Here is a 21,127-nt window from a genome sequence, read left to right as displayed (position 1 = left end):
GTCATTACCCTCCTACCCCTCCGCTAAACCGGAACGTGCGCCGGTTGCTGCTCCATGACCGACCAGCCCCCATGCCCATCCACCTCGAGCCGATGTGTGTGGAACGCCGCCAACGTACTGCGGTGGCCAACACTCACCAACAGGGCCTGCGGCATCTCGCTGCGCAGTAGCCCATACAACGTATGCTCCAGCCCTTCGTCCATGGCCGAGGTGGACTCGTCGAGAAACACTACTTGGGGCTGGTTGAACAGCACCCGGGCAAACGCCAAGCGCTGTTGCTCACCCACCGAGAGGATGTGCGACCAGTCGCAACTGACGTCCAGGCGTTCGACAAGGTGGGCCAGGTTGACCTGGCGCAGGGCTTGCTGCATGCGCACTTCATGCTCGGCTGCGCTGGCCGATGGGTAGGCGATAACGGTGCGCAGGTCGCCTAGCGGCAGGTACGGGCGCTGAGACAGGAACAACGCCCGGTGCCCCACGGGGCGCCTGACCTCACCCTCAGCGTAAGGCCAGAGCCCAGCCAGTGCACGCAACAAGGTGGTTTTACCACTCCCTGAAGGCCCTTTGATCAACAGCGCCTGGCCAGCGCGCAGACTCAGATTGAGGCCGGCAATTAGGGGATGGCCATCGGGGCGCAATACCTGCAAACCGGCAATATCCAGGGCATGCGCCTGTTCCTCGGTAGTGACGCGCGGCAGCGAACTGGCCTGTTCATTGGCATCGAGAAAGCCTGTCAAACGATCGAGGGTGGCGCGGTACTGGGCGAATGCGTCGTAGGATTCGCGGAAGAACGACAACGAATCCTGCACCTGGCCAAAGGCCTGTGAGGTCTGCATTACGTCGCCAAGCTTGATAGCGCCACTGAAGAAACGCGGCGCCTGAAGAATGAAGGGAAACACCACGGCAACCTGGCTGATACCCAGGTTGAAGCCGCTGAACTTCAAGTTTCGGAAGACCAATGCCCAAGCGTTGACAATCAATGCGCCAAAGCGGCCCAACAATGTGCCCCGCTCTACCTGTGCGCCTTGATAGAAGGCGATGTTCTCGGCATTTTCACGCAGGCGCATCAGCGCGTAACGGAAGTTAGCGGTGAGTTTCTCGTTGAGGAAGTTCAGACGAATCAACGGGCGCCCAAGGCGAAAGGCAATCCAAGTGGCAACGATCACGTACAGGTACACGGCAAAGACCATCGCCCGTGGGACCTCGAACCCGGCCACTGCCAGCGGTGCCGACAAGCCCCAGAGGATGCCCGTGAATGCCACCAACGACACCAGCGCACTGACTGCGCCCAGGGCAAGCGACACGGAGTTGGTGACGAAAGCATTGACGTCCAGCTCGATACGCTGGTCGGGGTTGTCTACGGGCTCGGCGAGGAACTGGCCGCGGTAGTAAGCATCGCCGTGCATCCAGTCGCGCGTCAGGCGCTTGGTGAGCCAGACTCGCCAGTGAATGCTGAAGGCCTGGGTCACGTAGAACGTGAACAGCGAGCGCAGCACGTGGATGGTGGCGAGCACCGCAAATACGCCTAGCAGGTACCAGAAGGCGCTCTGATCCAGGCCTTGCAGGGCGCTGTAGAAACCGTTGTACCAGAACGAAAACAGCACGTTCAAGCGCACCGAGAACAGTGTCATCACCAATAACAGGGCAAACACCAACAGCGGCCGCCAGCTGCGCCTGAAGCTGAAATAAGACCCGGCGAGCTGCCAGAATTGGCTGCCCCAGCGTGTGAAGCGCACTGCGAGTGTCGCCGCTGCGGTGAAGCAGACCAGGGTGATGAACGAGGCGATTGCCAGCCAGCTCAAGCTCTCTTGCAAGGCCTGGTGCCAGTTCATTTCCATGATGGGTATCCATGCTGAGTATTTCCGCGAGGGTAGCATTACCTCAGGTTTTATCAGGCATGGATGACGCATGTTTCATCATCACGGCCAGTGTTGACGGCCGGAAAAGACAAAACCCCTACCTGCTCGCGCAGATAGGGGTTTTGCGAAATGAATCTTGACGATGACCTACTCTCACATGGGGAAACCCCACACTACCATCGGCGATGCATCGTTTCACTACTGAGTTCGGGATGGGATCAGGTGGTTCCAATGCTCTATGGTCGTCAAGAAATTCTGTAGCCAGAATGTCCAGATGGACAGCCCAGCGAATTCGGATATGCGATATATGTGGTTACGAACTTTCGGTTGTTTCGTCTTCACCACCGCAATCTGCGCTAGCAAATTGCTTGGGTGTTATATGGTCAAGCCTCACGGGCAATTAGTATTGGTTAGCTCAACGCCTGCGAGAAACTCGTTTAGCTTCAAACACTTGGCTCGCTGCGATCTCTCGTAGCGGGAGGCGAATCATACAGCGTTTAGAAGCGCTGTCAACCACCTTTTCAACCGCTGACGATCTTTCGATCGAAGCCCTTACAACACTGATTGTATCGATTAACTCGTTGATACTCAAGGAGTTTCTCGTACCAATCACGCTGGAAGTGGGGCGCATTATAAGCGGATTCGAAACCCCGTCAACCTTTAATTTCAAAAGCGTGACATCTTGCCCTCTGCCCACGTAAGTGCGCACTATAGTGCACACCCCTACCCGCCCAAGGATCGCCGCGCAGAGATGAACACCCAACCCCGCAGCCTGGCCGCTACTCTCTTCCCTATCGGCCTGCTGCTGATCGCCATGGCATCCATTCAGTCCGGTGCCTCACTGGCCAAAAGCATGTTCCCCATCATCGGCGCCCAAGGCACCACAGCCCTGCGCCTGATCTTCGCCAGCATCATCATGCTGCTCATATTACGCCCATGGCGCGTCCGCATGACCGCCACCACTCTGCGCAATGTCATCATCTATGGCATGGCACTTGGGGGCATGAACTTCCTCTTCTATATGGCGCTACAAACAGTACCTATCGGTATCGCCGTGGCACTGGAGTTCACGGGGCCACTGGCGGTGGCGATCTTCTCCTCGCGCCGCCCTATCGACTTTCTCTGGATCGCGATGGCGATCGCCGGGCTTCTACTGTTGCTGCCCGCAGGCGATGGCGGCCAGGCTTTGGACCCGGTAGGCGCTGCGTATGCCTTGGGTGCAGGGGTGTGCTGGGCGCTTTATATTCTGTTCGGGCAACGCGCCGGTGCCGAGCACGGCATCCAGAGCGCCGCCCTCGGCGTCGTGGTCGCCGCCCTGTTCGTTGCCCCCATCGGGGTAATTCATGCCGGCAGCGCACTGCTCACCCCAGCGGTCATCCCGATGGCACTGGGTGTCGCGATACTGTCCACCGCCCTGCCCTATAGCCTGGAAATGGTTGCCCTGACCCGCATGCCTGCGCGAACGTTCGGCACCTTGATGAGCATCGAGCCGGCGTTTGGCACACTTTCAGGCCTTCTGTTCCTCGGCGAGGTGCTGAGCACCACCCAATGGCTCGCGATTCTCGCCATCATCGTCGCGTCGGTAGGCACCACGTTGTCGATGCGCCAGACGCCAACCCCACCCGTCGCCGCCGACTGATATGAGAACTATTTTCATTTAAGACGGGATTAGTGATTGTAGCGGCCCGTCTCGCTGATTAAGCTGTCACACAGAATCAATCACTTTACGCGATCTGGTGGACCGAAGACGGACGCTGGGGATTTTCAGGAAGACAGCAGCGACAACGACAGGGCCCGACAAATGATCCGCCCTGCATTTAAGGAAGGGAATGAAACGTATTTTGCTCATTCTGGCCATTTTGGCTATTGCTGGATGTGCCGCCACGGCCAAGACTGAGGTCAAAAAGGGGAAGAAAGGCCTGCATATCAATTGCTCCGGCCTCTCCTCATCGTGGGATAACTGCTACAGCAAGGCCGCCACCTCCTGCAGCACCCGCGGTTACAAAGTCATTGCTCGCTCCGGCGATACCGACGAAGAGCAAGGCGATTACCTGTTCGGTATCAATCCAGCTGGCTATACCAGCCGCAGCATGATCGTCATCTGCAAGTGATGACCACCAGGCATTGAGTTCAAAGGGCAGCGCGAGCGCTGCCCCTTGTTTATTTGCCATCACAGCGGCGCGGTACGCGCCTGCAGCCATGCCAGGGCCTCGCCCTTCAACAGCGGCGCAAGACGCTCATGCACCGTCGCGTGGTAACGGTTCAGCCACGCCAACTCTTCCTTGGCAAGCAGCTCGGGCAACAGGCAGCGCGTGTCGATCGGGCACAGCGTCAAGGTCTCGAAGTTCAGGAAATCGCCGAACACACTCTTGCCCGCTTCCCGGCTAACCACCAGGTTCTCAATGCGTACGCCCCACTCACGCGGCCGGTAAGTACCCGGCTCGATCGAACTGATCATGCCCGCCTGCATGGCCGTCTGTGGCGTAGGCGCCGCCTGATAGGCAATCACCTGCGGCCCTTCGTGGACGTTCATGAAGTAACCCACGCCATGGCCGGTACCGTGGCCATAGTCCACCTGATCGGCCCAGATCGGTGCCCGGGCAATGGCATCGAGCAGCGGCGAGAGGATCCCGCGGGGGAAGGTGGCGCGCGATAGCGCAATCATGCCCTTGAGCACACGCGTGCAATCCTGCTTCTGCTCAAGCGTAGGGTTACCCACCGGCACCATCCGGGTAATGTCGGTAGTCCCCCCCAGGTACTGCCCCCCGGAATCGATCAGCAGCAAACCGTCACCTTCGATGATGGCATGCGATTGCTCGGTGGCGCGGTAATGAGGCATCGCACCATTGCCATTAAAGGCGGCAATGGTCGAGAAACTCAACGACACGAAGTCTGGACGGCGAGCACGGGCGGCGCTCAATCGCTCATCGACCGTCAGCTCGGTAATGACCTCATGGCCCAGAGACGCCTCGAACCAGGCGAAAAACTCGCACAAGGCGGCGCCGTCCTGCTCCATGGCCCGGCGAATATGCACAAGATCATCCTCACCCTTGCACGACTTGCTCAGCGTGGTGGGGTTGACCCCCTCGACCAGCTCAACGCCTGAGGCCAGGTTTTCCAGCAAACCGCAGGTGACCCGCGCCGGGTCGAGCAACAGGCGACTGCCTGAAGGCACGGCGCCCAGGGCCTTACCGATTTCGGCATAGTCACGCACCTCAATGCCATCAACCGCCAACACTTGGCGCAGATGCTCATCGACCTTGTCCTGGCCCACGAACACCGTCGCCTGCTGCTGACTGATCAGGGCAAAGGAAACAAAGACTGGGTTGTAGGACACATCGCTGCCACGCAGATTGAAGAGCCAGGCGATATCATCCAGGGTGGCGATGAAATGCCAGTCAGCGCCCTTGGCCTTCAAGGTCTCACGCAACTGAGCGAGTTTGTCTGCCCGGTTCTGCGAGGCATGCGGCGGCAAGTGTTGGTAGACCGGGTTGCTCGGCAGCGACGGGCGCCCCTCCCAAACCTTGCCAAGCACGTCCTTGTCCGTGACCAGCCGCACATCCCGGGCCTTCAGACGCTCGCTCAGCAAACGCGCCGACGCCAAGGCCATGACAGCACCGTCCACTGCCACGACACCCTGTGGCTCGACATGCTCACCCAGCCATTCCAGCGCGCCCGGCTTGCCTGGCAGCAGCTTCATCAACTCGATGCCGCTGCCTGCCAGCTCGTGCTCGGCCTGCTCCCAATAGCGGCTGTCAACCCAGAGCCCGGCAAACCCCGCCGTGACCACCAGCGTGCCGACCGACCCTTGGAAACCGGACAGCCATTGACGCCCCTGCCAGAAACCAGGCAGGTACTCGGAAAGATGAGGGTCGGCCGAGGGCACCAGCAGCGCATCGACCCCCTCTGCGGCCATGGCCTGACGCACCCGCGCCAGGCGCTCCGGCACAGCTTGCTCTATCGTGGTCTGAACGTTCATGCGCACTCCTGCGAAAACATCTCTACTGATTTCAGACCATCGATAATGGTACAGCCACCCCTACCCTGCAATCACTGCGACCGGCCTGCGGCATGCATTGCCCATCACGCCCTCAGCAATCAGGACATTTCCTACAGCAGAACCAGGACCACCGATCACATCCTGCTGAACTTCCCAAAAGCGCCGGCTTCACACCAAGTACATTCATTGCAGACAGGCCAACCCCTATGCCCGCTGCCGGTGACGCGAAAACCGCCGTTGTGCTGCTCGACACCCGCCAGCACACGCCTGACCATGAACATGCTGTACACCTCAAGCTTGCCGATGGCCTGGCGCAACTGTTGGGTTGCGCACACGTGTATCTCGACCCGCCCTCCACGCCCAGCGACCGCTACTACTACCTGCCGACCGAAACGCTGATCGACCCGCAGCGCCAGGCAGCCTTGGGTATCCGCACCGAACAGGACCTGTTCGGCGGGCTGGTCGCTTTTCCTTATATGGCGACCAAGGCGATTTCCCACCCGCTGCCGGCCGCCGCCAGCTTCCCCCCAGGCTGGACCGACGCCTTCGCCCTTCAGGCCAGTGATGCGCTGTTGCGTGGCTATACCGTATTCAGCAAGGCCGACGCTCGCAATGCCGCACGCTTGCTCCTGCTTGATGGCCCGCTACGGATCAAGCCAGTACTGGCCTGTGCCGGGCGGGGGCAGCAGGTCATCGACACACTGGATGCGCTGGAGCCGTTACTGGCCGACATGGACGACCAAGACCTGGCCGTCTGGGGGTTAGTGCTCGAAGAAGACCTGAGCGAGGTGCAGACCTTCAGTGTTGGCCAAGTGCGTGTCGCCGGCCTGACCTGTAGCTACCACGGCACTCAGCAACTGACGCACGACCACCAAGGCACAGAGGTCTATGGCGGCTCTGATCTACTCGTGGTGCGCGGTGACTACCAGGCGTTGCTACAGCTGCCGTTGGAAGACCACCTGCGCCTGGCGATCAACCAGGCCATGGTCTACGAACGTGCCGCGGAGCAGCACTTCCCAGGCTTCGTGGCGTCAAGACGTAACTACGACATTGCCCGCGGCACCAACGCCCAAGGCCATGTACGCAGCGGCGTGCTTGAACAATCCTGGCGTCTGGGCGGTGCCAGCAGTGCAGAACTGCTGGCCCTGCAGGCCTTCGCTGCTGAGCCGACACTGCAGCGGGTGCGTGCTTCGACCCATGAAGTGTTCGGCACGCCCGACCTGCCCACTGACGCCACGCTCTTCTACCAAGGAATCGACAGTGAACTCGGACAACTCAGCAAATTTGCGCGGATTCGCGAACATGAGCATTCAGAGTGAGACCATTGAGCTGCACGTCGAGAATGACAGCATCGTCGGCACCCTGGTCAGCCCTGGCAGCAAGATGCCCGGCATACTCTTCGTCCACGGCTGGGGCGGTAGCCAGCAACGCGACCTGGCCCGCGCCCGACACATTACCGGGCTGGGGTGCGTGTGCATGACCTTCGACTTGCGCGGGCACGAAAAGACCGAAAGCCAACGCCTGACCGTCAGCCGCGAACAGAACCTCAACGACCTGCTGGCAGCCTACGACCGCCTGGTCAGTCACCCCAGCGTGGACAGCAATTCCATCGCCATCATTGGCAGCAGCTATGGCGGTTACCTGGCCACCCTGTTGACGCGGTTGCGCCCAGTACGGTGGCTGGCAATGCGGGTGCCTGCCCTGTACTGGGACGATGAGTGGGACACCCCCAAGCAAACCCTTGATCGGCAGCGGCTGAACGCCTACCGCCAGCGCCAGCTTGGCCCGGCGGACAATCGCGCACTGGCCGCGTGCGCCGAATTCGGCGGCGATGTGTTACTGGTGGAGTCCGAGCATGATGACTATGTACCCCACAGCACACTGATGAGCTACCGCTCGGCATTCATCAGCGCCCATTCGCTGACCCACCGCATCGTCGACGGTGCCGACCACGCTTTGTCCAGCGAAGCAAGCCAGAAAGCCTACAGCTCGATCCTCACGTCATGGGTCAGCGAGATGGTCATTGGCGCACGCCTGGACCGCTACCCACACTACGCGCCCTGGTATGCCTAAGGCTCACCGACCTGGCAGTGCAGGCCACCGTCGGCATTGCGGACCAGGCTGCGCAATGTCTGGTAGGCCGCGAAGTTGACGCCCCGCGCCTGATGCTGGCACAGCAGGTCGAGAAAGGGTTCTTCAACGAAATGGTCGGCGGCCGCCGCCCATGCCTGGCGCGATTGCCACTGCAGGTACTGGAGAACCCGGCTGCCATCGTCACTGGCCTGGATGCTCACGCCCTGCAAGCCCTCACAACCTGCGGCCAACGCTTCGCTGCGCACCACCAGGGCCTGGGCCAACGCCACTTGCTGCAGCGCAGGCACTTCGTATTCGATCATCTGGGTAAACCACAGAGAATGAGGCGTTGCCGTCATGAAAAGTCTCCTTGCTCCGGACGCCAATGGCGTGATGGTGAGCAGGGTAAAACCTCAAGTTAAGTCAAGGTCAAGTGTTTTTTGCTGCCGCACGAGCGGTCGCTGGTTCAACCTGAAACCGCAAAGCGTCGTCGATATTCACTGGGCGTCAAACCGGTGATGCGCTGAAACACTTTGCGAAAAGCGCCGGGGTCCTGATAACCCACACCCCAGGCGATTTGTTCGACATTGCGCCGGGTAAATTCCAGCAACCGACAGGCGCGCCCAACCCGTACTTGCTGGCAATACTCGGTCGGGCGTAAACCGGTGGCAGCCCGAAAGCGCCGCAGAAAGGTCCGCTCCTCAAGGCCTGCACAAGCGGCCATGGCGGCCAGGTCGGCATCCTGTCCACCATTGCCCTGTAACCAGTGCTGCACTTTGAGCACTGCCTCATCGCCATGGTCCAGGCGGGGGTTGAACAATGCCCCCGGCAACGGCGCCGCCACGGGCTCGACAGCCAGGTAGCGAGCCGTCTCGCGCGCCACCGTCGCCCCCATAAACCGCTCCAGCAGGCGCAAGCCCAGCTCGGTCCAGGCCATCAGCCCGGCCGACGTCATGATGTCACCGTCGTCCAGCAGCGGCTGGTTCGCCTCCACCCGCACCAGGGGAAAACGCTGTGCAAGCGCTTGCACATAGTTCCAATGGGTACAGGCCGGGCGCCCGTCGAGCAGCCCACTGGCCGCGATGAAAAACACGCCGATGCACACCGACGCCAGCACCGTGCCGCGCCCATGGAGCTGATTCAAGGGCAGGCGATGGCGCGCAAGCAGCTCAGCGTGTGGCGCCGAGTCCAGGCTTGGCGGAATGATCATCACCCTCAGCGCCGTGGCCGCCTCAGAGCCACTATCCTCAACCCACTGCAACAACCCCGCTTCATCGACCTGCCAGTGGCTGACGCGGATCTGCGGCAGCTCGACAGCGCCCAACTCGGCGGCAACTCGGTTGGCCACCGTGAACAGGTCGGTCAGGCCATGCACGGCCGCACGCTGCGCCCCTGGATAAAGCAGCAGGCCGATGTCCAGGCGCGCAGGGTTGTCAGTTTTTGCCCTCATTGTGTCGGTCGTGCCAATCCTCAGGTCGAAGCGCACAGCCTATAACTATCGTCATCCAACGACCACTGCCGCAGGAGGCAACATGAGCAAGCAAGCACTGATCATCATCGACATCCAGAACGACTATTTCCCCGGTGGCAAATGGGCCCTCGACGGCGCAGACCAGGCAGCCGACAACGCCGCCCGGCTGTTGGCAGCCGCGCGTGAGCGGGGCGACCTGGTGGTGCATGTGCGGCATGAGTTCGAAAGTGCCGATGCGCCGTTCTTCGCACCGGGCTCCCCCGGCGCGGCCATCCACGCCAAGGTGCAACCCAAGGCGGGCGAGCCGGTGGTGCTCAAGCACAAGGTCAATGCGTTTCTCGGTACCGACCTCAAGCACACGCTGGACCAGCAAGGGATCGAGGCACTGACCATCGTCGGCAGCATGAGCCACATGTGCATCGATGCAGCGACCCGCGCCGCCGCCGATTATGGCTATGACGTGACTGTGGCTCACGACGCCTGCGCCACCTTGCCGCTGGAGTTCGATGGCAAACAGGTGCCGGCGGCCCATGTACACGACTCGGCAATGGCGGCCCTGGCGTTTGCCTACGCCAAGGTGGTGAAGACCGATGAGCTGCTCGGCAAATGATCGCGCCTTGCCTTTAAAGCGAGTGTCAGATCACCACATTTCGCACAAAGCGCACCGCCACGGCGCCATCGTTGCGGTAGGCGTAGCGGCAGTTGCTGGGGAAGACATGAAACTGGCCAACCTGCAGGCAATACTCGGCCTGCTCGATGACTAATGTGAGCTGCCCTTCGGCCACATAGATCTGCTCGCTCCAGCCATCGGCATCGGCCTCGCTGACATAGCACTCGCCCGGTGCCAGGGTCCACTCCCAGAGTTCGACCTCACGCCGGGCGATGCTGCTACCCAGCAGCACTGCCTTGCTTTGCGGATGCTCACCGGCCCAGGCCAGTTCGTCGATGCGGCTGGGGTCGCGCCGCTCGGGCGCCTGGATCAACGTACTGAACGCCACCCCCAAGGCCTCGGCGATCAAATCGAGCGTAGTAAGGCTGACATTCTTCTCACCCGCCTCGATCGCCACCAGCATTCGTCGGCTGACGCCAGAACGCTCGGCCAAGGCAGACTGGCTCATACCCGCTGCGTGACGCAGGCTGCGTACGTTGAGGCTAACATGCTGTAACACCGATGCCCGGTGCGTGGAATTTTTGTGCACTGTATTGCTCGCTGATCGTGACTGCGCAGTATACTGCCCACTTGGCGCAGATTGTGCGCCGCCCCCTCCGAGTGCGCAAGACCATGAACCAACCCACCTGCAAGCCCTATACACGCGTTTCTTTGCGCCTGAGCAAAGCCGAACTGATGCTGGTATTCATCACCATGCTGTGGGGTGGCACCTTCTTGCTGGTGCATAACGTGATGACGGTCAGCGGCCCGATGTTCTTCGTCGGCCTGCGCTTTGCTGCGGCGGCGTTGTTCGTTGGCGCGATCTCGGCGCGCGCGCTGTCGGGGCTGACCTTTACCGAACTCAAGGCGGGCGTACTGATCGGCGTCTCGATCATGCTCGGCTACGGCTTGCAGACCATGGGCCTGCAAACCATCAGCAGCAGCCAGTCCGCATTCATCACCGCGCTGTATGTGCCCTTCGTGCCGTTGTTGCAATGGCTGGTGCTTGGCCGTCGCCCCGGCCTGATGCCAAGCCTCGGCATCTGCCTGGCATTCCTTGGCCTGATGCTGCTGGCAGGGCCGGAAGGCGGCAGCTTGCACTTCAGCGAAGGCGAGATGGTGACCCTGGTAAGCGCCATCGCCATCGCCGGCGAGATCATCCTGATCAGCCGCTATGCCGGCCAGGTCGATGTGCGCCGCGTGACCGTGGTGCAGCTGGCCACCGCGTCGTTGCTGTCATTCCTGATGATCGTGCCGACCCAGGAGCGCCTACCGGACTTTTCCTGGCTGTTGGTGATGAGTGCGGTGGGGCTCGGCGCCATGAGCGCAGTGATCCAGCTGGCCATGAACTGGGCACAAAAGTCGGTTTCACCCACCCGCGCCACGCTGATCTATGCGGGCGAGCCTGTGTGGGCCGGGATCGTTGGGCGCATCGCCGGCGAGCGTCTGCCCGGTGTGGCGTTGATTGGCGGGCTGCTGATCGTGATCGCCGTGGTGTTCAGTGAACTGAAGGTGCGCCGCCCCCGCGAAAGCGCCACAACGCGCGAGGCGCAGGATGAAGCCGAGCACCAAACAGGCCTGTAAACCGGCCAACTCCAGCTATGCTTTGTAAAAAACTGTTATAAAAAAATACCTTGTAACACCGTATTTGTACGATTCTGCGACAGCTTGCGTGTTGGTGATCAACTGCTCGGCACGTATGATCCTTGGCAAACCTCTCCAGAATAGAACGCTATGTCCTTGATAGTGCTATTGCTTCTGCCGTTCGTGGGCAGTTGCCTGGCAGCCGTGCTGCCGCACAACGCACGAAACGCCGAGTCCATACTCGCCGGGCTTGTCGCCTTGGTCGGTACGGTCCAGGTAGCACTGCTGTACCCTCAAGTTGCCCACGGTGGCGTGATTCGCGAGGAATTCCTCTGGCTGCCCAGCCTGGGGTTGAACCTTGTATTGCGCATGGACGGCTTCGCCTGGCTGTTCTCGCTGCTGGTACTGGGCATCGGCACACTGGTGTCGCTGTACGCCCGCTACTACATGTCGCCGCAGGATCCGGTACCGCGCTTCTTCGCCTTCTTCCTCGCGTTCATGGGCGCCATGCTGGGCCTGGTGATCTCCGGTAACCTGATCCAGCTGGTGTTCTTCTGGGAGCTGACCAGCCTGTTCTCGTTCCTGCTGATCGGCTATTGGCACCACCGCGCCGACGCCCGCCGCGGCGCCTACATGGCGCTGATGGTCACCGGTGCCGGCGGCCTGTGCTTGCTGGTCGGGGCGCTACTACTGGGCCATGTGGTCGGCAGCTACGACCTGGACAAGGTCCTGGCTGCCGGCGACCTCATCCGCCAGCACGCACTGTACCCGGTGCTGCTGCCTTTGATCCTGATTGGCGCCTTGAGCAAGAGTGCGCAGTTCCCCTTCCAGTTCTGGCTGCCCCACGCGATGGCAGCACCTACGCCGGTCTCCGCCTATCTGCATTCGGCAACCATGGTCAAGGCCGGGGTGTTCCTGCTGGCGCGGCTTTGGCCTGTGCTGTCAGGCAGCGAGGAGTGGTTCTGGATCGTCGGCGGCGCCGGCGCCATCACGTTGCTGCTCGGCGCCTTCGCCGCGATGTTCCAGAACGACCTCAAGGGCCTGCTGGCCTACTCCACCATCAGCCACCTGGGCCTGATCACCCTGTTGCTGGGCCTCAACAGCCCGCTGGCAGCGGTCGCCGCGGTGTTCCATATTCTCAACCATGCCACCTTCAAGGCCTCGTTGTTCATGGCCGCCGGCATCATCGACCACGAGAGCGGCACACGCGATATCCGACGGCTTAGCGGCCTGATCCGCCTGGTGCCCTACACTGCGACCCTGGCCATGGTAGCCAGCGCTTCGATGGCCGGCGTGCCGCTGATGAACGGTTTCCTGTCCAAAGAGATGTTCTTCGCCGAAACGGTATTCATCAGCTCCACCGCCTGGGTCGAAACCGCCCTGCCGGTAATCGCCACCCTGGCCGGTACATTCAGCGTGGCCTACGCCCTGCGCTTCACGGTCGATGTGTTCTTCGGGCCACCCGCCCAAGACCTGCCCCATACCCCCCACGAACCGCCGCGCTGGATGCGTGCGCCGGTCGAGTTGCTGGTGCTCACCTGCCTGGTGGTCGGTATTTTTCCCGCGCAGTCAGTAGGCCCGCTGCTGGCGGCGGCAGCCCTGCCGGTGGTGGGCGGTACGTTACCGGAATACAGCCTGGCCATCTGGCACGGCTGGAATGCACCCTTGATCATGAGCCTGATCGCCATGAGCGGCGGGATCGTGCTGTACCTGCTGCTGCGCAAGCAGTTGCGCCTGGGGCGCTTCCCTTACCCACCGCTGATCGAGCGCTTCAATGGCAAACGTCTGTTCGAGCATGGCCAAGTCCACCTGATGCTGTTGGCCCGGCGAATCGAAAACCTGCTGACCACGCGCCGTCTGCAATCGCAGCTGTTCATGCTGGTGCTGGCGGCGTTTCTGGCCGGCCTCACACCCATGCTCTACAGCGGCCTGACCTGGGGCGAGCGCCCGAAAATCCCGGGCTCCGGTGTATTCGTCGCACTCTGGCTGATCGCCATCGCCTGCGCCATCGGCGCCGCCTACCAAGCCAAGTATCACCGCCTGGCCGCCTTGATCATGGTCAGTGTCTGCGGCCTGATGACCTGCATCACCTTCGTCTGGTTCTCGGCACCCGACCTGGCCCTGACTCAACTGGTTGTGGAAGTGGTCACCACCGTGCTGATCCTGCTCGGCCTGCGCTGGCTGCCGCGCCGTATCGAGGGCGTTTCGCCGCTGCCCGGCAGCCTGGAGCGCGCCCGCATGCGTCGCCTGCGCGACCTGTTGCTGGCAGTGCTGGTGGGCGGCGGCATGGCGGTTCTGTCCTATGCCATGCTGACCCGGCCGACCCCCAACGACATTTCTTCGTTCTACCTGAGCCGCGCCCTGCCCCAGGGCGGCGGCACCAATGTGGTCAATGTGATGCTGGTCGATTTCCGTGGCTTCGACACCCTCGGTGAAATCACCGTGCTGGTCGCCGTGGCCCTGACCGTATTCGCCCTGCTGCGACGCTTCCGCCCACCCAAAGAGAGCATGCAGCTGCCCGCCCAGCAACGCCAGCTGGCGCCCGACGTGGTCACTGACCTGATCAACCCGCGCCACGCTACGGACACCGCGCTGGGCTTCATGATGGTGCCCGCGGTGCTGGTGCGGCTGTTGCTGCCGATCGCCCTGCTGGTATCGATGTACCTGTTCATGCGCGGCCACAACCAGCCGGGCGGCGGCTTTGTCGCAGGCCTGGTGATGTCGGTGGCGTTCATCCTGCAGTACATGGTCGCCGGTACCCAGTGGGTCGAAGCGCAGATGAGCCTACGCCCACTGCGCTGGATGGGCACCGGCCTGCTCTGCGCGACCCTGACCGGGGTAGGCGCCATGCTGCTCGGCTACCCCTTCCTGACCACGCACACCGCCCACTTGCACCTGCCTGTGCTGGGTGATGTGCATGTGGCCAGCGCGCTGTTCTTCGACGTCGGCGTGTACACCGTGGTGGTCGGCTCGACCCTGCTGATCCTCACTGCCCTGGCGCACCAATCGGTGCGCGCCTACCGCCCGGGCAACCCGTCGAAATCCAGCCAAGCAGGAGCCGCCTGATGGAAGAAGTCATTGCAGTCGCCATCGGTGTACTGGCCGCCTCCGGGGTGTGGTTGATCCTGCGCCCACGGACCTACCAGGTGATCATGGGCCTGTGCCTGTTGTCGTACGGGGTCAACCTGTTCATCTTCAGCATGGGCAGCCTGTTCATCGGCAAGGAACCGATCATCAAGGACGGCGTCACTCAAGACTTGCTGCACTACACCGACCCGCTCCCGCAGGCGTTGGTGCTGACTGCCATTGTCATCAGCTTCGCCATGACCGCGCTGTTTCTGGTCGTGCTGCTGGCCTCGCGCGGCTTGACCGGTACCGACCACGTCGATGGCCGGGAGCGTGACGAATGAGTGGTATGAGTCAACTGATCGTCGCGCCCATCCTGCTGCCCCTCATCACGGCGGCGATCATGCTGTTGTTGGGCGAGAAACACCGGCGCATCAAGGCGCGGCTTAACCTGCTGTCGACCTTCGCGGGCCTGGCCATCGCGGTCAGCCTGCTGCTGTGGGTCCGTACCCAGGGTCAAGCCGAATCGATCGGTGTCTACCTGCCGGGCAACTGGCCTGCACCGTTTGGCATCGTGCTGGTGGTGGACCACCTGTCTGCCTTGCTGCTGACCCTGACCGGCATCATCGGCTTCAGCGCCCTGTTGTTTGCCCGGGCCCGTTGGGACAGTGCCGGCGCCAGCTTCCACGCGCTGTTCCAAATCCAGCTGATGGGGCTGTACGGTGCCTTCCTGACCGCCGACCTGTTCAACCTGTTCGTGTTCTTCGAGGTGCTGCTGGCCGCATCCTACGGTTTGCTGCTGCATGGCTCGGGGCGTGCCAGGGTCAAGGCGGGCCTGCACTATATCGCCATCAACCTGTTCGCTTCGTCGTTGTTCCTGGTGGGCGCGGCGATGCTCTATGGCGTGACAGGCACCCTGAACATGGCCGACCTTGCGCTGAAGATCCCGCTGGTGCCAGAGGCCGACCGAGGCCTGCTGCATGCGGGCGCCGCAATCCTCGCCATGGCGTTTCTGGCCAAGGCCGGTATCTGGCCGCTGAATTTCTGGCTGGTGCCGGCCTACGCTTCGGCCAGCGCACCGGTTGCCGCGCTGTTCGCGATCATGACCAAGGTCGGCCTGTATGCCGTGCTGCGCCTGTGGACGCTGCTCTTCTCCGGGCAGGCCGGCGCCTCCGCGCAGTTTGGCGACGAGTGGCTGGTGTACGGGGGGCTGGTCACACTGGCTGTGGCCGCGGTCTCGATACTGGCCGCACAGCGCCTGGAACGCATGGCTGCCCTAAGCATCCTGGTGTCCGCCGGCACCCTGCTCGCGGCCGTTGGCTTTGCTCAGCCGGCGTTAACGGGTGCGGCCTTGTTCTACCTGGTCAACTCGACCCTGGCGTTGTGCGCGTTGTTCCTGCTCGCCGAACTGGTCGAGCGCTCGCGTTCAGCCAATGAAGCGCCGCTGGATGACGAAGAAGATGCCATGCCTTCGCCCCTGGAGTCGCTGCACCCACCCAAGGGCATCAACCTCGATGACGAACAAAAGGTGGTGATCGGCCAGATCATCCCCTGGACCATGGCCTTCCTCGGCCTAAGCTTCATCGCCTGCGCGCTGCTGATCATCGGCATGCCACCACTGTCGGGCTTCGTCGGCAAACTCAACCTGATCAACGCGCTGTTCAACCCGTTGGGGCTGGGTATAGCGCCGGAGCAACCGCTGACAGCGGCAGGTTGGGGCCTGGTGGCACTGCTGGTGCTGTCCGGCATGGCGTCGTTGATCGCCTTCGGCCGCGTGGGCATCCAGCGTTTCTGGAAGCCCGAAGAGCGCCCCTCGCCGCTGCTGCGTCGTTATGAATGCCTGCCGATCGTCATCCTGCTGGGCCTGTGCATCATCCTCAGCCTCAAGGCCGAGCCGCTGCTGCGCTACACCCAGGACACAGCGGCCAGCCTGCAGGCACCCGAAACCTACATCAAAGCGGTGATGGCCGCTCGGCCCATTCCCGGCCCGACCTCCCTCGACGTGGAGGTGTTGCCATGAAACGCCTGTTTCCCGCCCCACTGCTGTCGGTCTCGCTATTCGGCCTGTGGTTGCTGCTGAACCTGTCCGTCAGCGCCGGCAACCTGCTGCTGGGTGCCATCCTCGGCATTTTTGCGCCACTGTTGATGGCCCCCCTACGCCCTCAGCACGCCCATGTGCAGCGGCCTTGGGTGATTGCCAAGTTGATTGGCCGGGTCGGCCTGGATGTGATCGTGTCCAACCTGCTGGTGGCCCGTGGCGTTCTGCGTGCGGGCAAGCAGCCGCCGCGCTCGGCATTCGTGCACATTCCGCTGGCCTTGCGCGATGCCCATGGCTTGGCTGCCCTGTCAATGATCACCACGGTGGTACCTGGCACGGTCTGGTCCGAACTGGCGCTGGACCGCAGCGTGCTGTTGCTGCATGTGTTCGACCTTGAGGATGAAGCCGCCTTCATCGAGCATTTCAAGCACACCTACGAACGCCCGCTGATGGAGATTTTCCAATGACAGGCCTGCTCGCCAACGCTGTACTCGCCAGCCTGTTCATCTTTGCCCTGGCCATGGCCCTGGCACTGATCCGGTTGTTCCGCGGCCCATCCGCCCAGGACCGGGTGCTGGCACTGGACTACCTGTACATCCTGGCCATGCTGACGATGCTGGTGCTAGGGATCCGTTATGCCAGCGACACCTACTTCGAAGGTGCCCTGCTGATTGCACTGTTCGGCTTTGTCGGCTCGTTCGCCCTGGCCAAGTTCCTGCTACGTGGTGAGGTGATCGAATGACCGAAGCGCTACAACTGCCCTTCTGGCTTGAACTGGTCACCGCTGCGCTGCTGCTGATCGGCAGCCTGTTCGCCCTGATCGGTGCCGTGGGCCTGGTGCGCATGAAGGATTACTTTCAGCGCATGCACCCACCCGCTCTAGCCTCCACCATTGGCGCATGGTGTGTTGCCCTGGCCTCGATCATCTACTTTTCGTGGCTTAAAGAAGGGCCCGTTCTGCACGCCTGGCTGATCCCGATCCTGTTGTCGATCACGGTGCCGGTAACCACGCTCTTGCTGGCCAGGGCTGCGCTGTTTCGCAAGCGGATGTCCAAAGAGGCGGTACCTGAAGAAGTCAGTAGCGGCAGCGACCGTGGCCATTGACCGGTTGCAGCCTCACCCCTGGCTGAGGCGCTGCAACTCACGCCGTACCATGGCGGCATACGGTGGCGGGCTGAGTCGATAGAGCTCGCCTGCCACCCAGTTCAGCCAAGCGCCTTGCAGCGCTTCACGCTGGGCCAACAGCCGTTCGGCTTGCGCCAGCGCATCCGCCTGGTGCTGGTGATGAAACTCTGCACGCGACACAGGCGCGTTGTCGCGCTCGGTCATTCACTGGCCTTGAATGTGGTCAGCTCACCCTTGCGCCACTTCGCGACTTTGCCAGTCACTGCCTTGAGCAGCTTACCCAGCCCTTCCTGCACTTGCTGTTGCGCGGCAAAGACCAGCATCACGCCATTGCCTTCGCGCAACACGACGCCCTCGCCTTCAGGCACGGAAACAAAGGCGTAGTCGCCAACACCGTAGACGTTGAACTTGATGTCTCGAAAGCGCATTTCCAGCTTGCCACCCTCGCGGCTGGGCAATACCGCAGCGCGGAAGTGATCGCCAACCTTCAGCTCCAGACGCTGTTTGTCATCGACCACCAATGCGCTTTCGGTGTCGATTTCGGCCATGTACAGGCCTTCAGGACTTTGTTCGGTGACATAAACAAAGCGGCCCTGGAACAGCTGGGCCAATTTACCGCGCAAATCGCCCAAGGCGAACAAGGCGTGAGTATCAAGTGTGCTGACTGCCAATGAAGTGATCCTCAATCGGTTACATCCCGCCCCCACACACGCTCAGTGAGGCACGGCCATTACATATCGATAGGCGAAAAGAGTAATAAAGCGATGCGCTGATGTCTGTATCCGCTGGCACTGTAGCCTGCAGGAATCTTTACTCTGGCTTGCCAGATATGGCCTAAGTGCAGGTTTTCGGCAAATTCCCCACGTGGGAAGCGTAATGCCTGACAACAAACCCGCCAGAAAAGATGCGATAGGTAGTTGCAGAGCGCTCGACAGAACGGGCTCTGAAATCCATCAGCGCATTACTGGGGAAGGAATATGCACGAAAACACCGAAATCCGTCGAGAGGCAAAGAACATTTCTTACATCGCCAGCACTCATGCAGCGCCACGCTACGTTGTCATACCCGCAGGTGTCCGCTTCTTTCATGTCACCGAAAGCGCCACGGGCAGGGTCAAGGGGTTTCGCTGCCGGCATCAGGACGCGTGTGAGCTGGCCCGCCATCTGGAACAATGACGGCCGTCAGGCGGCCAGGCCTTTTTTGAGTTGCTGCATCCAGGCCGACTGGCATTCCAGCGCCTCGTCACGGGTGGCGAACGCCGTACCACGGCGCTCGCCATTGACCAGCACCACCCAACAAATACGCTTGCCCAGCGCCTGCAGGGTGGCAGGTACCCCCGAGCCAATCATCACGGCTACATCGACACGGCTATTCATCATCCCCTCCGGAATTTAATTAGCACCCTAACGATAAAGCCATGATACGCCTGCCTGCACGGAGGAAACAGCGCATCTCGGTACAGCAGTGTTACGCCACAGGCAACAAATCCGGGCATATCACGCACAAACGCAAAAAGCCCCAGGGATTGCTCCGTGGGGCTTCACGCACTGCGCGCGATCAGACCTGGCGCTGGTGGCGGTCGAGCTGCTCGTGGCGTTCCTGGGCTTCGATGCAGTACTTGGTGGTCGGGCTGATCAGCAAACGCTTCAGGCCAATCGGCTCACCACTGTCATCGCACCAGCCGAAGCTCTCGTCAGCGATACGGTCCAGCGCCATTTCAAGCTGTGGCAGCAAACGCTGGTCGCGGTCGATGGCATTGACCAACCAGCTACGCTCTTCTTCTACCGAAGCCACGTCAGCAGGGTCCGACGGAGTGTCCAGGCCCTCGATGGTGGCACGGCTCAACTCGATGCGCTCATGGGTTTCGACTTTCATCGACTGCAGCAGGCCAGTGAAGAAGGCGAGCTGATCAGCGTTCATGTAGTCATCGGCCGACATGGCCAGCAACTGTTCCTTGGTCATCGATTTCTCTATGAAAAATGTGCATTTGGGCGATTCGGGTGCCGCCGACGCCAGTGCATCAGCAGCGGAATTCTTCAAGCGCCAACCGGCACTCTTTTACAGGGGGCGGCAGTCTAAGGCGCCACGTCGCGTGGAGCAACTGCAATCGGAGGCGAATTTGATTCGATTGACCAGAATCCGCTGGTCGGTGCTCGGGTGGCAGGCGGTACAGGCGCGTCTGGGCTGATGGGCGCCTGCCTTGGGTTATGCATAGCCCATGAGATCGAGCGCCGCCCGCGCGGCGCATCGCGAGCAACGCTCGCTCCTACGTTTGTTTCGGGCCAATTATTTCTGGGGCATTGGCGCGCGTCCCCTTGGTGCACGCCTCAACACTGAGCCGTACAAACAAGGCGGTCGTGCGCGCTGGCACAGGCGTCACTGGCCCTAAACAAACGTAGGAGCGAGCGTTGCTCGCGATGCGCCGCGCGGGCGGCGCTCGATCTCCCAGACGCCACCCACCTCACGCCATACCCTACAGGCGGGATCAACGATCCTTGAACTGTGCCTCGCGCTTGGCGATAAAAGCGCTCATGCCTTCCTTCTGGTCTTGCGTGGCAAAGGCCGCATGGAACACCCGACGCTCGAAACGCACCCCCTCACTCAGGGTCACTTCAAAGGCCCGGTTGACACTTTCCTTGACCATCATGCTCACCGGGATCGACTTGCTGGCGATGGTCGCCGCCACCTTCAAGGCTTCTTCGACCAGCTCAGCCTGCGGCACCACGCGCGCCACCAGCCCCGCACGTTCAGCCTCCTCGGCGCCCATCAAGCGCCCTGTCAGGCACAGTTCCATGGCCTTGGCCTTGCCCACCGCGCGGGTCAGCCGCTGGGTGCCGCCCATGCCCGGCAACACCCCAAGGTTGATCTCAGGCTGGCCGAACCGGGCATTGTCCGCTGCCAGAATGAAGTCGCACATCATCGCCAGCTCACACCCGCCGCCCAGGGCAAACCCGGACACCGCCGCAATGATCGGTTTGCGCCGATTGGCAATTCGGTCTGCGTCACTGAACAGGTCGTCGACGTAGATCTGAGGGTATTGGAGGTCGGCCATTTCCTTGATATCGGCACCTGCGGCAAAGGCCTTGGCCGAGCCGGTCAGCACCACGCAGCCGATGTTCGGGTCACGCTCGAGCTGGTCCAGGGCCTGGTTGATCTCGCCGACGATCTGCGCATTGAGCGCATTGAGCGCCTGCGGCCGGTTGAGGGTGATCAGGCCGACCTTGCCGTGGATGTCCAACAGGATGGTTTCGAATGCCATGCA

23 protein-coding genes and 1 rRNA gene are annotated in these 21,127 nt (G+C 61.6%); 13 read left to right on the top strand and 11 right to left on the bottom strand.

Translation table 11 applies throughout. The features are described from left to right. Nucleotides 1–23 precede the first annotated feature (23 nt). Nucleotides 24–1,838, bottom strand: coding sequence for an ABC transporter ATP-binding protein/permease (locus ACMCNM_RS11030; protein WP_412764342.1), 1,815 nt, complete (start codon nucleotides 1,836–1,838; stop codon nucleotides 24–26). A gap of 155 nt (nucleotides 1,839–1,993) precedes the next feature. Continuing rightward, nucleotides 1,994–2,109, bottom strand: a 5S ribosomal RNA gene (rrf, locus tag ACMCNM_RS11025). Between the two features lie 501 nt (nucleotides 2,110–2,610). Between rrf and rhtA the strand changes: the two genes are divergently transcribed. Next, nucleotides 2,611–3,498 carry a threonine/homoserine exporter RhtA gene (rhtA, locus tag ACMCNM_RS11020; protein ID WP_412764341.1) on the top strand — a complete coding sequence of 296 codons (888 nt, stop codon included), beginning with the start codon at nucleotides 2,611–2,613 and terminating at the stop codon, nucleotides 3,496–3,498. Between the two features lie 190 nt (nucleotides 3,499–3,688). Continuing rightward, nucleotides 3,689–3,970: a hypothetical protein gene (locus ACMCNM_RS11015; protein ID WP_027596536.1), complete on the top strand. Its 282-nt coding sequence runs from the start codon at nucleotides 3,689–3,691 to the stop codon at nucleotides 3,968–3,970. Nucleotides 3,971–4,029: 59 nt separating this feature from the next. Here ACMCNM_RS11015 and ACMCNM_RS11010 read toward each other — a convergent pair whose 3' ends face one another. Next, nucleotides 4,030–5,838, bottom strand: a complete 1,809-nt coding sequence (locus ACMCNM_RS11010) for an aminopeptidase P family protein (RefSeq protein ID WP_412764340.1) — start codon at nucleotides 5,836–5,838, stop codon at nucleotides 4,030–4,032. Between the two features lie 227 nt (nucleotides 5,839–6,065). On the opposite strand from ACMCNM_RS11010, the gene ACMCNM_RS11005 reads away from it, so the two are divergent. Next, a complete protein-coding gene (locus tag ACMCNM_RS11005; RefSeq protein ID WP_186703834.1) occupies nucleotides 6,066–7,178 on the top strand; it encodes a DUF3182 family protein in 1,113 nt (370 codons plus the stop codon). Further along, on the top strand, nucleotides 7,162–7,932 hold the full coding sequence (locus ACMCNM_RS11000; RefSeq protein WP_412764339.1) for an alpha/beta hydrolase family protein: 771 nt from the start codon (nucleotides 7,162–7,164) through the stop codon (nucleotides 7,930–7,932). The genes ACMCNM_RS11005 and ACMCNM_RS11000 overlap by 17 nt, the downstream gene beginning before the upstream one ends. Here ACMCNM_RS11000 and ACMCNM_RS10995 read toward each other — a convergent pair. Both ACMCNM_RS10995 and ACMCNM_RS10990 read right to left on the bottom strand, forming a co-directional pair. Continuing rightward, nucleotides 7,929–8,291 carry an antibiotic biosynthesis monooxygenase gene (locus tag ACMCNM_RS10995; protein ID WP_027596540.1) on the bottom strand — a complete coding sequence of 121 codons (363 nt, stop codon included), beginning with the start codon at nucleotides 8,289–8,291 and terminating at the stop codon, nucleotides 7,929–7,931. The genes ACMCNM_RS11000 and ACMCNM_RS10995 overlap by 4 nt on opposite strands. A 107-nt stretch (nucleotides 8,292–8,398) precedes the next feature. Continuing rightward, nucleotides 8,399–9,382, bottom strand: coding sequence for a GlxA family transcriptional regulator (locus ACMCNM_RS10990; protein WP_085274186.1), 984 nt, complete (start codon nucleotides 9,380–9,382; stop codon nucleotides 8,399–8,401). Between the two features lie 82 nt (nucleotides 9,383–9,464). On the opposite strand from ACMCNM_RS10990, the gene ACMCNM_RS10985 reads away from it, so the two are divergent. Continuing rightward, nucleotides 9,465–10,013 carry a cysteine hydrolase family protein gene (locus ACMCNM_RS10985; protein ID WP_186682175.1) on the top strand — a complete coding sequence of 183 codons (549 nt, stop codon included), beginning with the start codon at nucleotides 9,465–9,467 and terminating at the stop codon, nucleotides 10,011–10,013. A gap of 25 nt (nucleotides 10,014–10,038) precedes the next feature. Here the strand turns inward: ACMCNM_RS10985 and ACMCNM_RS10980 are convergent, their stop codons facing one another. Then, complete coding sequence (locus ACMCNM_RS10980) at nucleotides 10,039–10,602, bottom strand: helix-turn-helix domain-containing protein (RefSeq protein WP_412764338.1); 564 nt, start codon at nucleotides 10,600–10,602, stop codon at nucleotides 10,039–10,041. A gap of 83 nt (nucleotides 10,603–10,685) precedes the next feature. Here ACMCNM_RS10980 and ACMCNM_RS10975 point away from each other — a divergent pair, with 83 nt between their 5' ends. From ACMCNM_RS10975 to ACMCNM_RS10945, 7 genes are all read left to right on the top strand, one after another. Continuing rightward, nucleotides 10,686–11,636, top strand: coding sequence for a DMT family transporter (locus tag ACMCNM_RS10975; protein WP_412764337.1), 951 nt, complete (start codon nucleotides 10,686–10,688; stop codon nucleotides 11,634–11,636). A gap of 150 nt (nucleotides 11,637–11,786) precedes the next feature. After that, complete coding sequence (locus tag ACMCNM_RS10970; RefSeq protein ID WP_027596545.1) at nucleotides 11,787–14,702, top strand: monovalent cation/H+ antiporter subunit A; 2,916 nt, start codon at nucleotides 11,787–11,789, stop codon at nucleotides 14,700–14,702. Next, nucleotides 14,702–15,046 carry a Na+/H+ antiporter subunit C gene (locus ACMCNM_RS10965; RefSeq protein WP_003250128.1) on the top strand — a complete coding sequence of 115 codons (345 nt, stop codon included), beginning with the start codon at nucleotides 14,702–14,704 and terminating at the stop codon, nucleotides 15,044–15,046. Before ACMCNM_RS10970 ends, ACMCNM_RS10965 begins: the two co-directional genes overlap by 1 nt. After that, a complete protein-coding gene (locus ACMCNM_RS10960) occupies nucleotides 15,043–16,722 on the top strand; it encodes a monovalent cation/H+ antiporter subunit D (protein ID WP_412764336.1) in 1,680 nt (559 codons plus the stop codon). The genes ACMCNM_RS10965 and ACMCNM_RS10960 overlap by 4 nt, the downstream gene beginning before the upstream one ends. After that, nucleotides 16,719–17,207, top strand: coding sequence for a Na+/H+ antiporter subunit E (locus tag ACMCNM_RS10955; RefSeq protein ID WP_027596547.1), 489 nt, complete (start codon nucleotides 16,719–16,721; stop codon nucleotides 17,205–17,207). The genes ACMCNM_RS10960 and ACMCNM_RS10955 overlap by 4 nt, the downstream gene beginning before the upstream one ends. Beyond that, entirely contained in the window at nucleotides 17,204–17,482 is a 279-nt protein-coding gene (locus ACMCNM_RS10950) for a K+/H+ antiporter subunit F (RefSeq protein ID WP_003259015.1), read from the top strand. The genes ACMCNM_RS10955 and ACMCNM_RS10950 overlap by 4 nt, the downstream gene beginning before the upstream one ends. Beyond that, nucleotides 17,479–17,844, top strand: coding sequence for a Na+/H+ antiporter subunit G (locus tag ACMCNM_RS10945; RefSeq protein WP_186682180.1), 366 nt, complete (start codon nucleotides 17,479–17,481; stop codon nucleotides 17,842–17,844). The genes ACMCNM_RS10950 and ACMCNM_RS10945 overlap by 4 nt, the downstream gene beginning before the upstream one ends. A gap of 12 nt (nucleotides 17,845–17,856) precedes the next feature. On the opposite strand, the gene ACMCNM_RS10940 is transcribed toward ACMCNM_RS10945, so the two are convergent. From ACMCNM_RS10940 to ACMCNM_RS10925, 4 genes are all read right to left on the bottom strand, one after another. Beyond that, on the bottom strand, nucleotides 17,857–18,069 hold the full coding sequence (locus ACMCNM_RS10940) for a hypothetical protein (RefSeq protein WP_027596549.1): 213 nt from the start codon (nucleotides 18,067–18,069) through the stop codon (nucleotides 17,857–17,859). Then, on the bottom strand, nucleotides 18,066–18,536 hold the full coding sequence (locus ACMCNM_RS10935; protein WP_027596550.1) for a hypothetical protein: 471 nt from the start codon (nucleotides 18,534–18,536) through the stop codon (nucleotides 18,066–18,068). The genes ACMCNM_RS10940 and ACMCNM_RS10935 overlap by 4 nt, the downstream gene beginning before the upstream one ends. Before the next feature lie 510 nt (nucleotides 18,537–19,046). Beyond that, nucleotides 19,047–19,241, bottom strand: coding sequence for a hypothetical protein (locus ACMCNM_RS10930; RefSeq protein WP_186682183.1), 195 nt, complete (start codon nucleotides 19,239–19,241; stop codon nucleotides 19,047–19,049). A gap of 181 nt (nucleotides 19,242–19,422) precedes the next feature. Continuing rightward, nucleotides 19,423–19,827, bottom strand: a complete 405-nt coding sequence (locus ACMCNM_RS10925; RefSeq protein ID WP_027596552.1) for a TraR/DksA family transcriptional regulator — start codon at nucleotides 19,825–19,827, stop codon at nucleotides 19,423–19,425. On the opposite strand from ACMCNM_RS10925, the gene ACMCNM_RS10920 reads away from it, so the two are divergent. After that, a complete protein-coding gene (locus ACMCNM_RS10920; protein ID WP_186703838.1) occupies nucleotides 19,820–20,053 on the top strand; it encodes a hypothetical protein in 234 nt (77 codons plus the stop codon). The two genes, ACMCNM_RS10925 and ACMCNM_RS10920, sit on opposite strands and share 8 nt — an antisense overlap. A gap of 297 nt (nucleotides 20,054–20,350) precedes the next feature. Here ACMCNM_RS10920 and ACMCNM_RS10915 read toward each other — a convergent pair whose 3' ends face one another. Further along, nucleotides 20,351–21,124, bottom strand: a complete 774-nt coding sequence (locus ACMCNM_RS10915) for an enoyl-CoA hydratase (protein ID WP_275750115.1) — start codon at nucleotides 21,122–21,124, stop codon at nucleotides 20,351–20,353. Nucleotides 21,125–21,127: the final 3 nt, after the last annotated feature.

It is taken from the genome of Pseudomonas sp. NGC7 (assembly GCF_047159675.1).
GTDB lineage: Bacteria > Pseudomonadota > Gammaproteobacteria > Pseudomonadales > Pseudomonadaceae > Aquipseudomonas > Aquipseudomonas kermanshahensis.
This window is presented reverse-complemented; position numbering and strand designations above follow the sequence as displayed.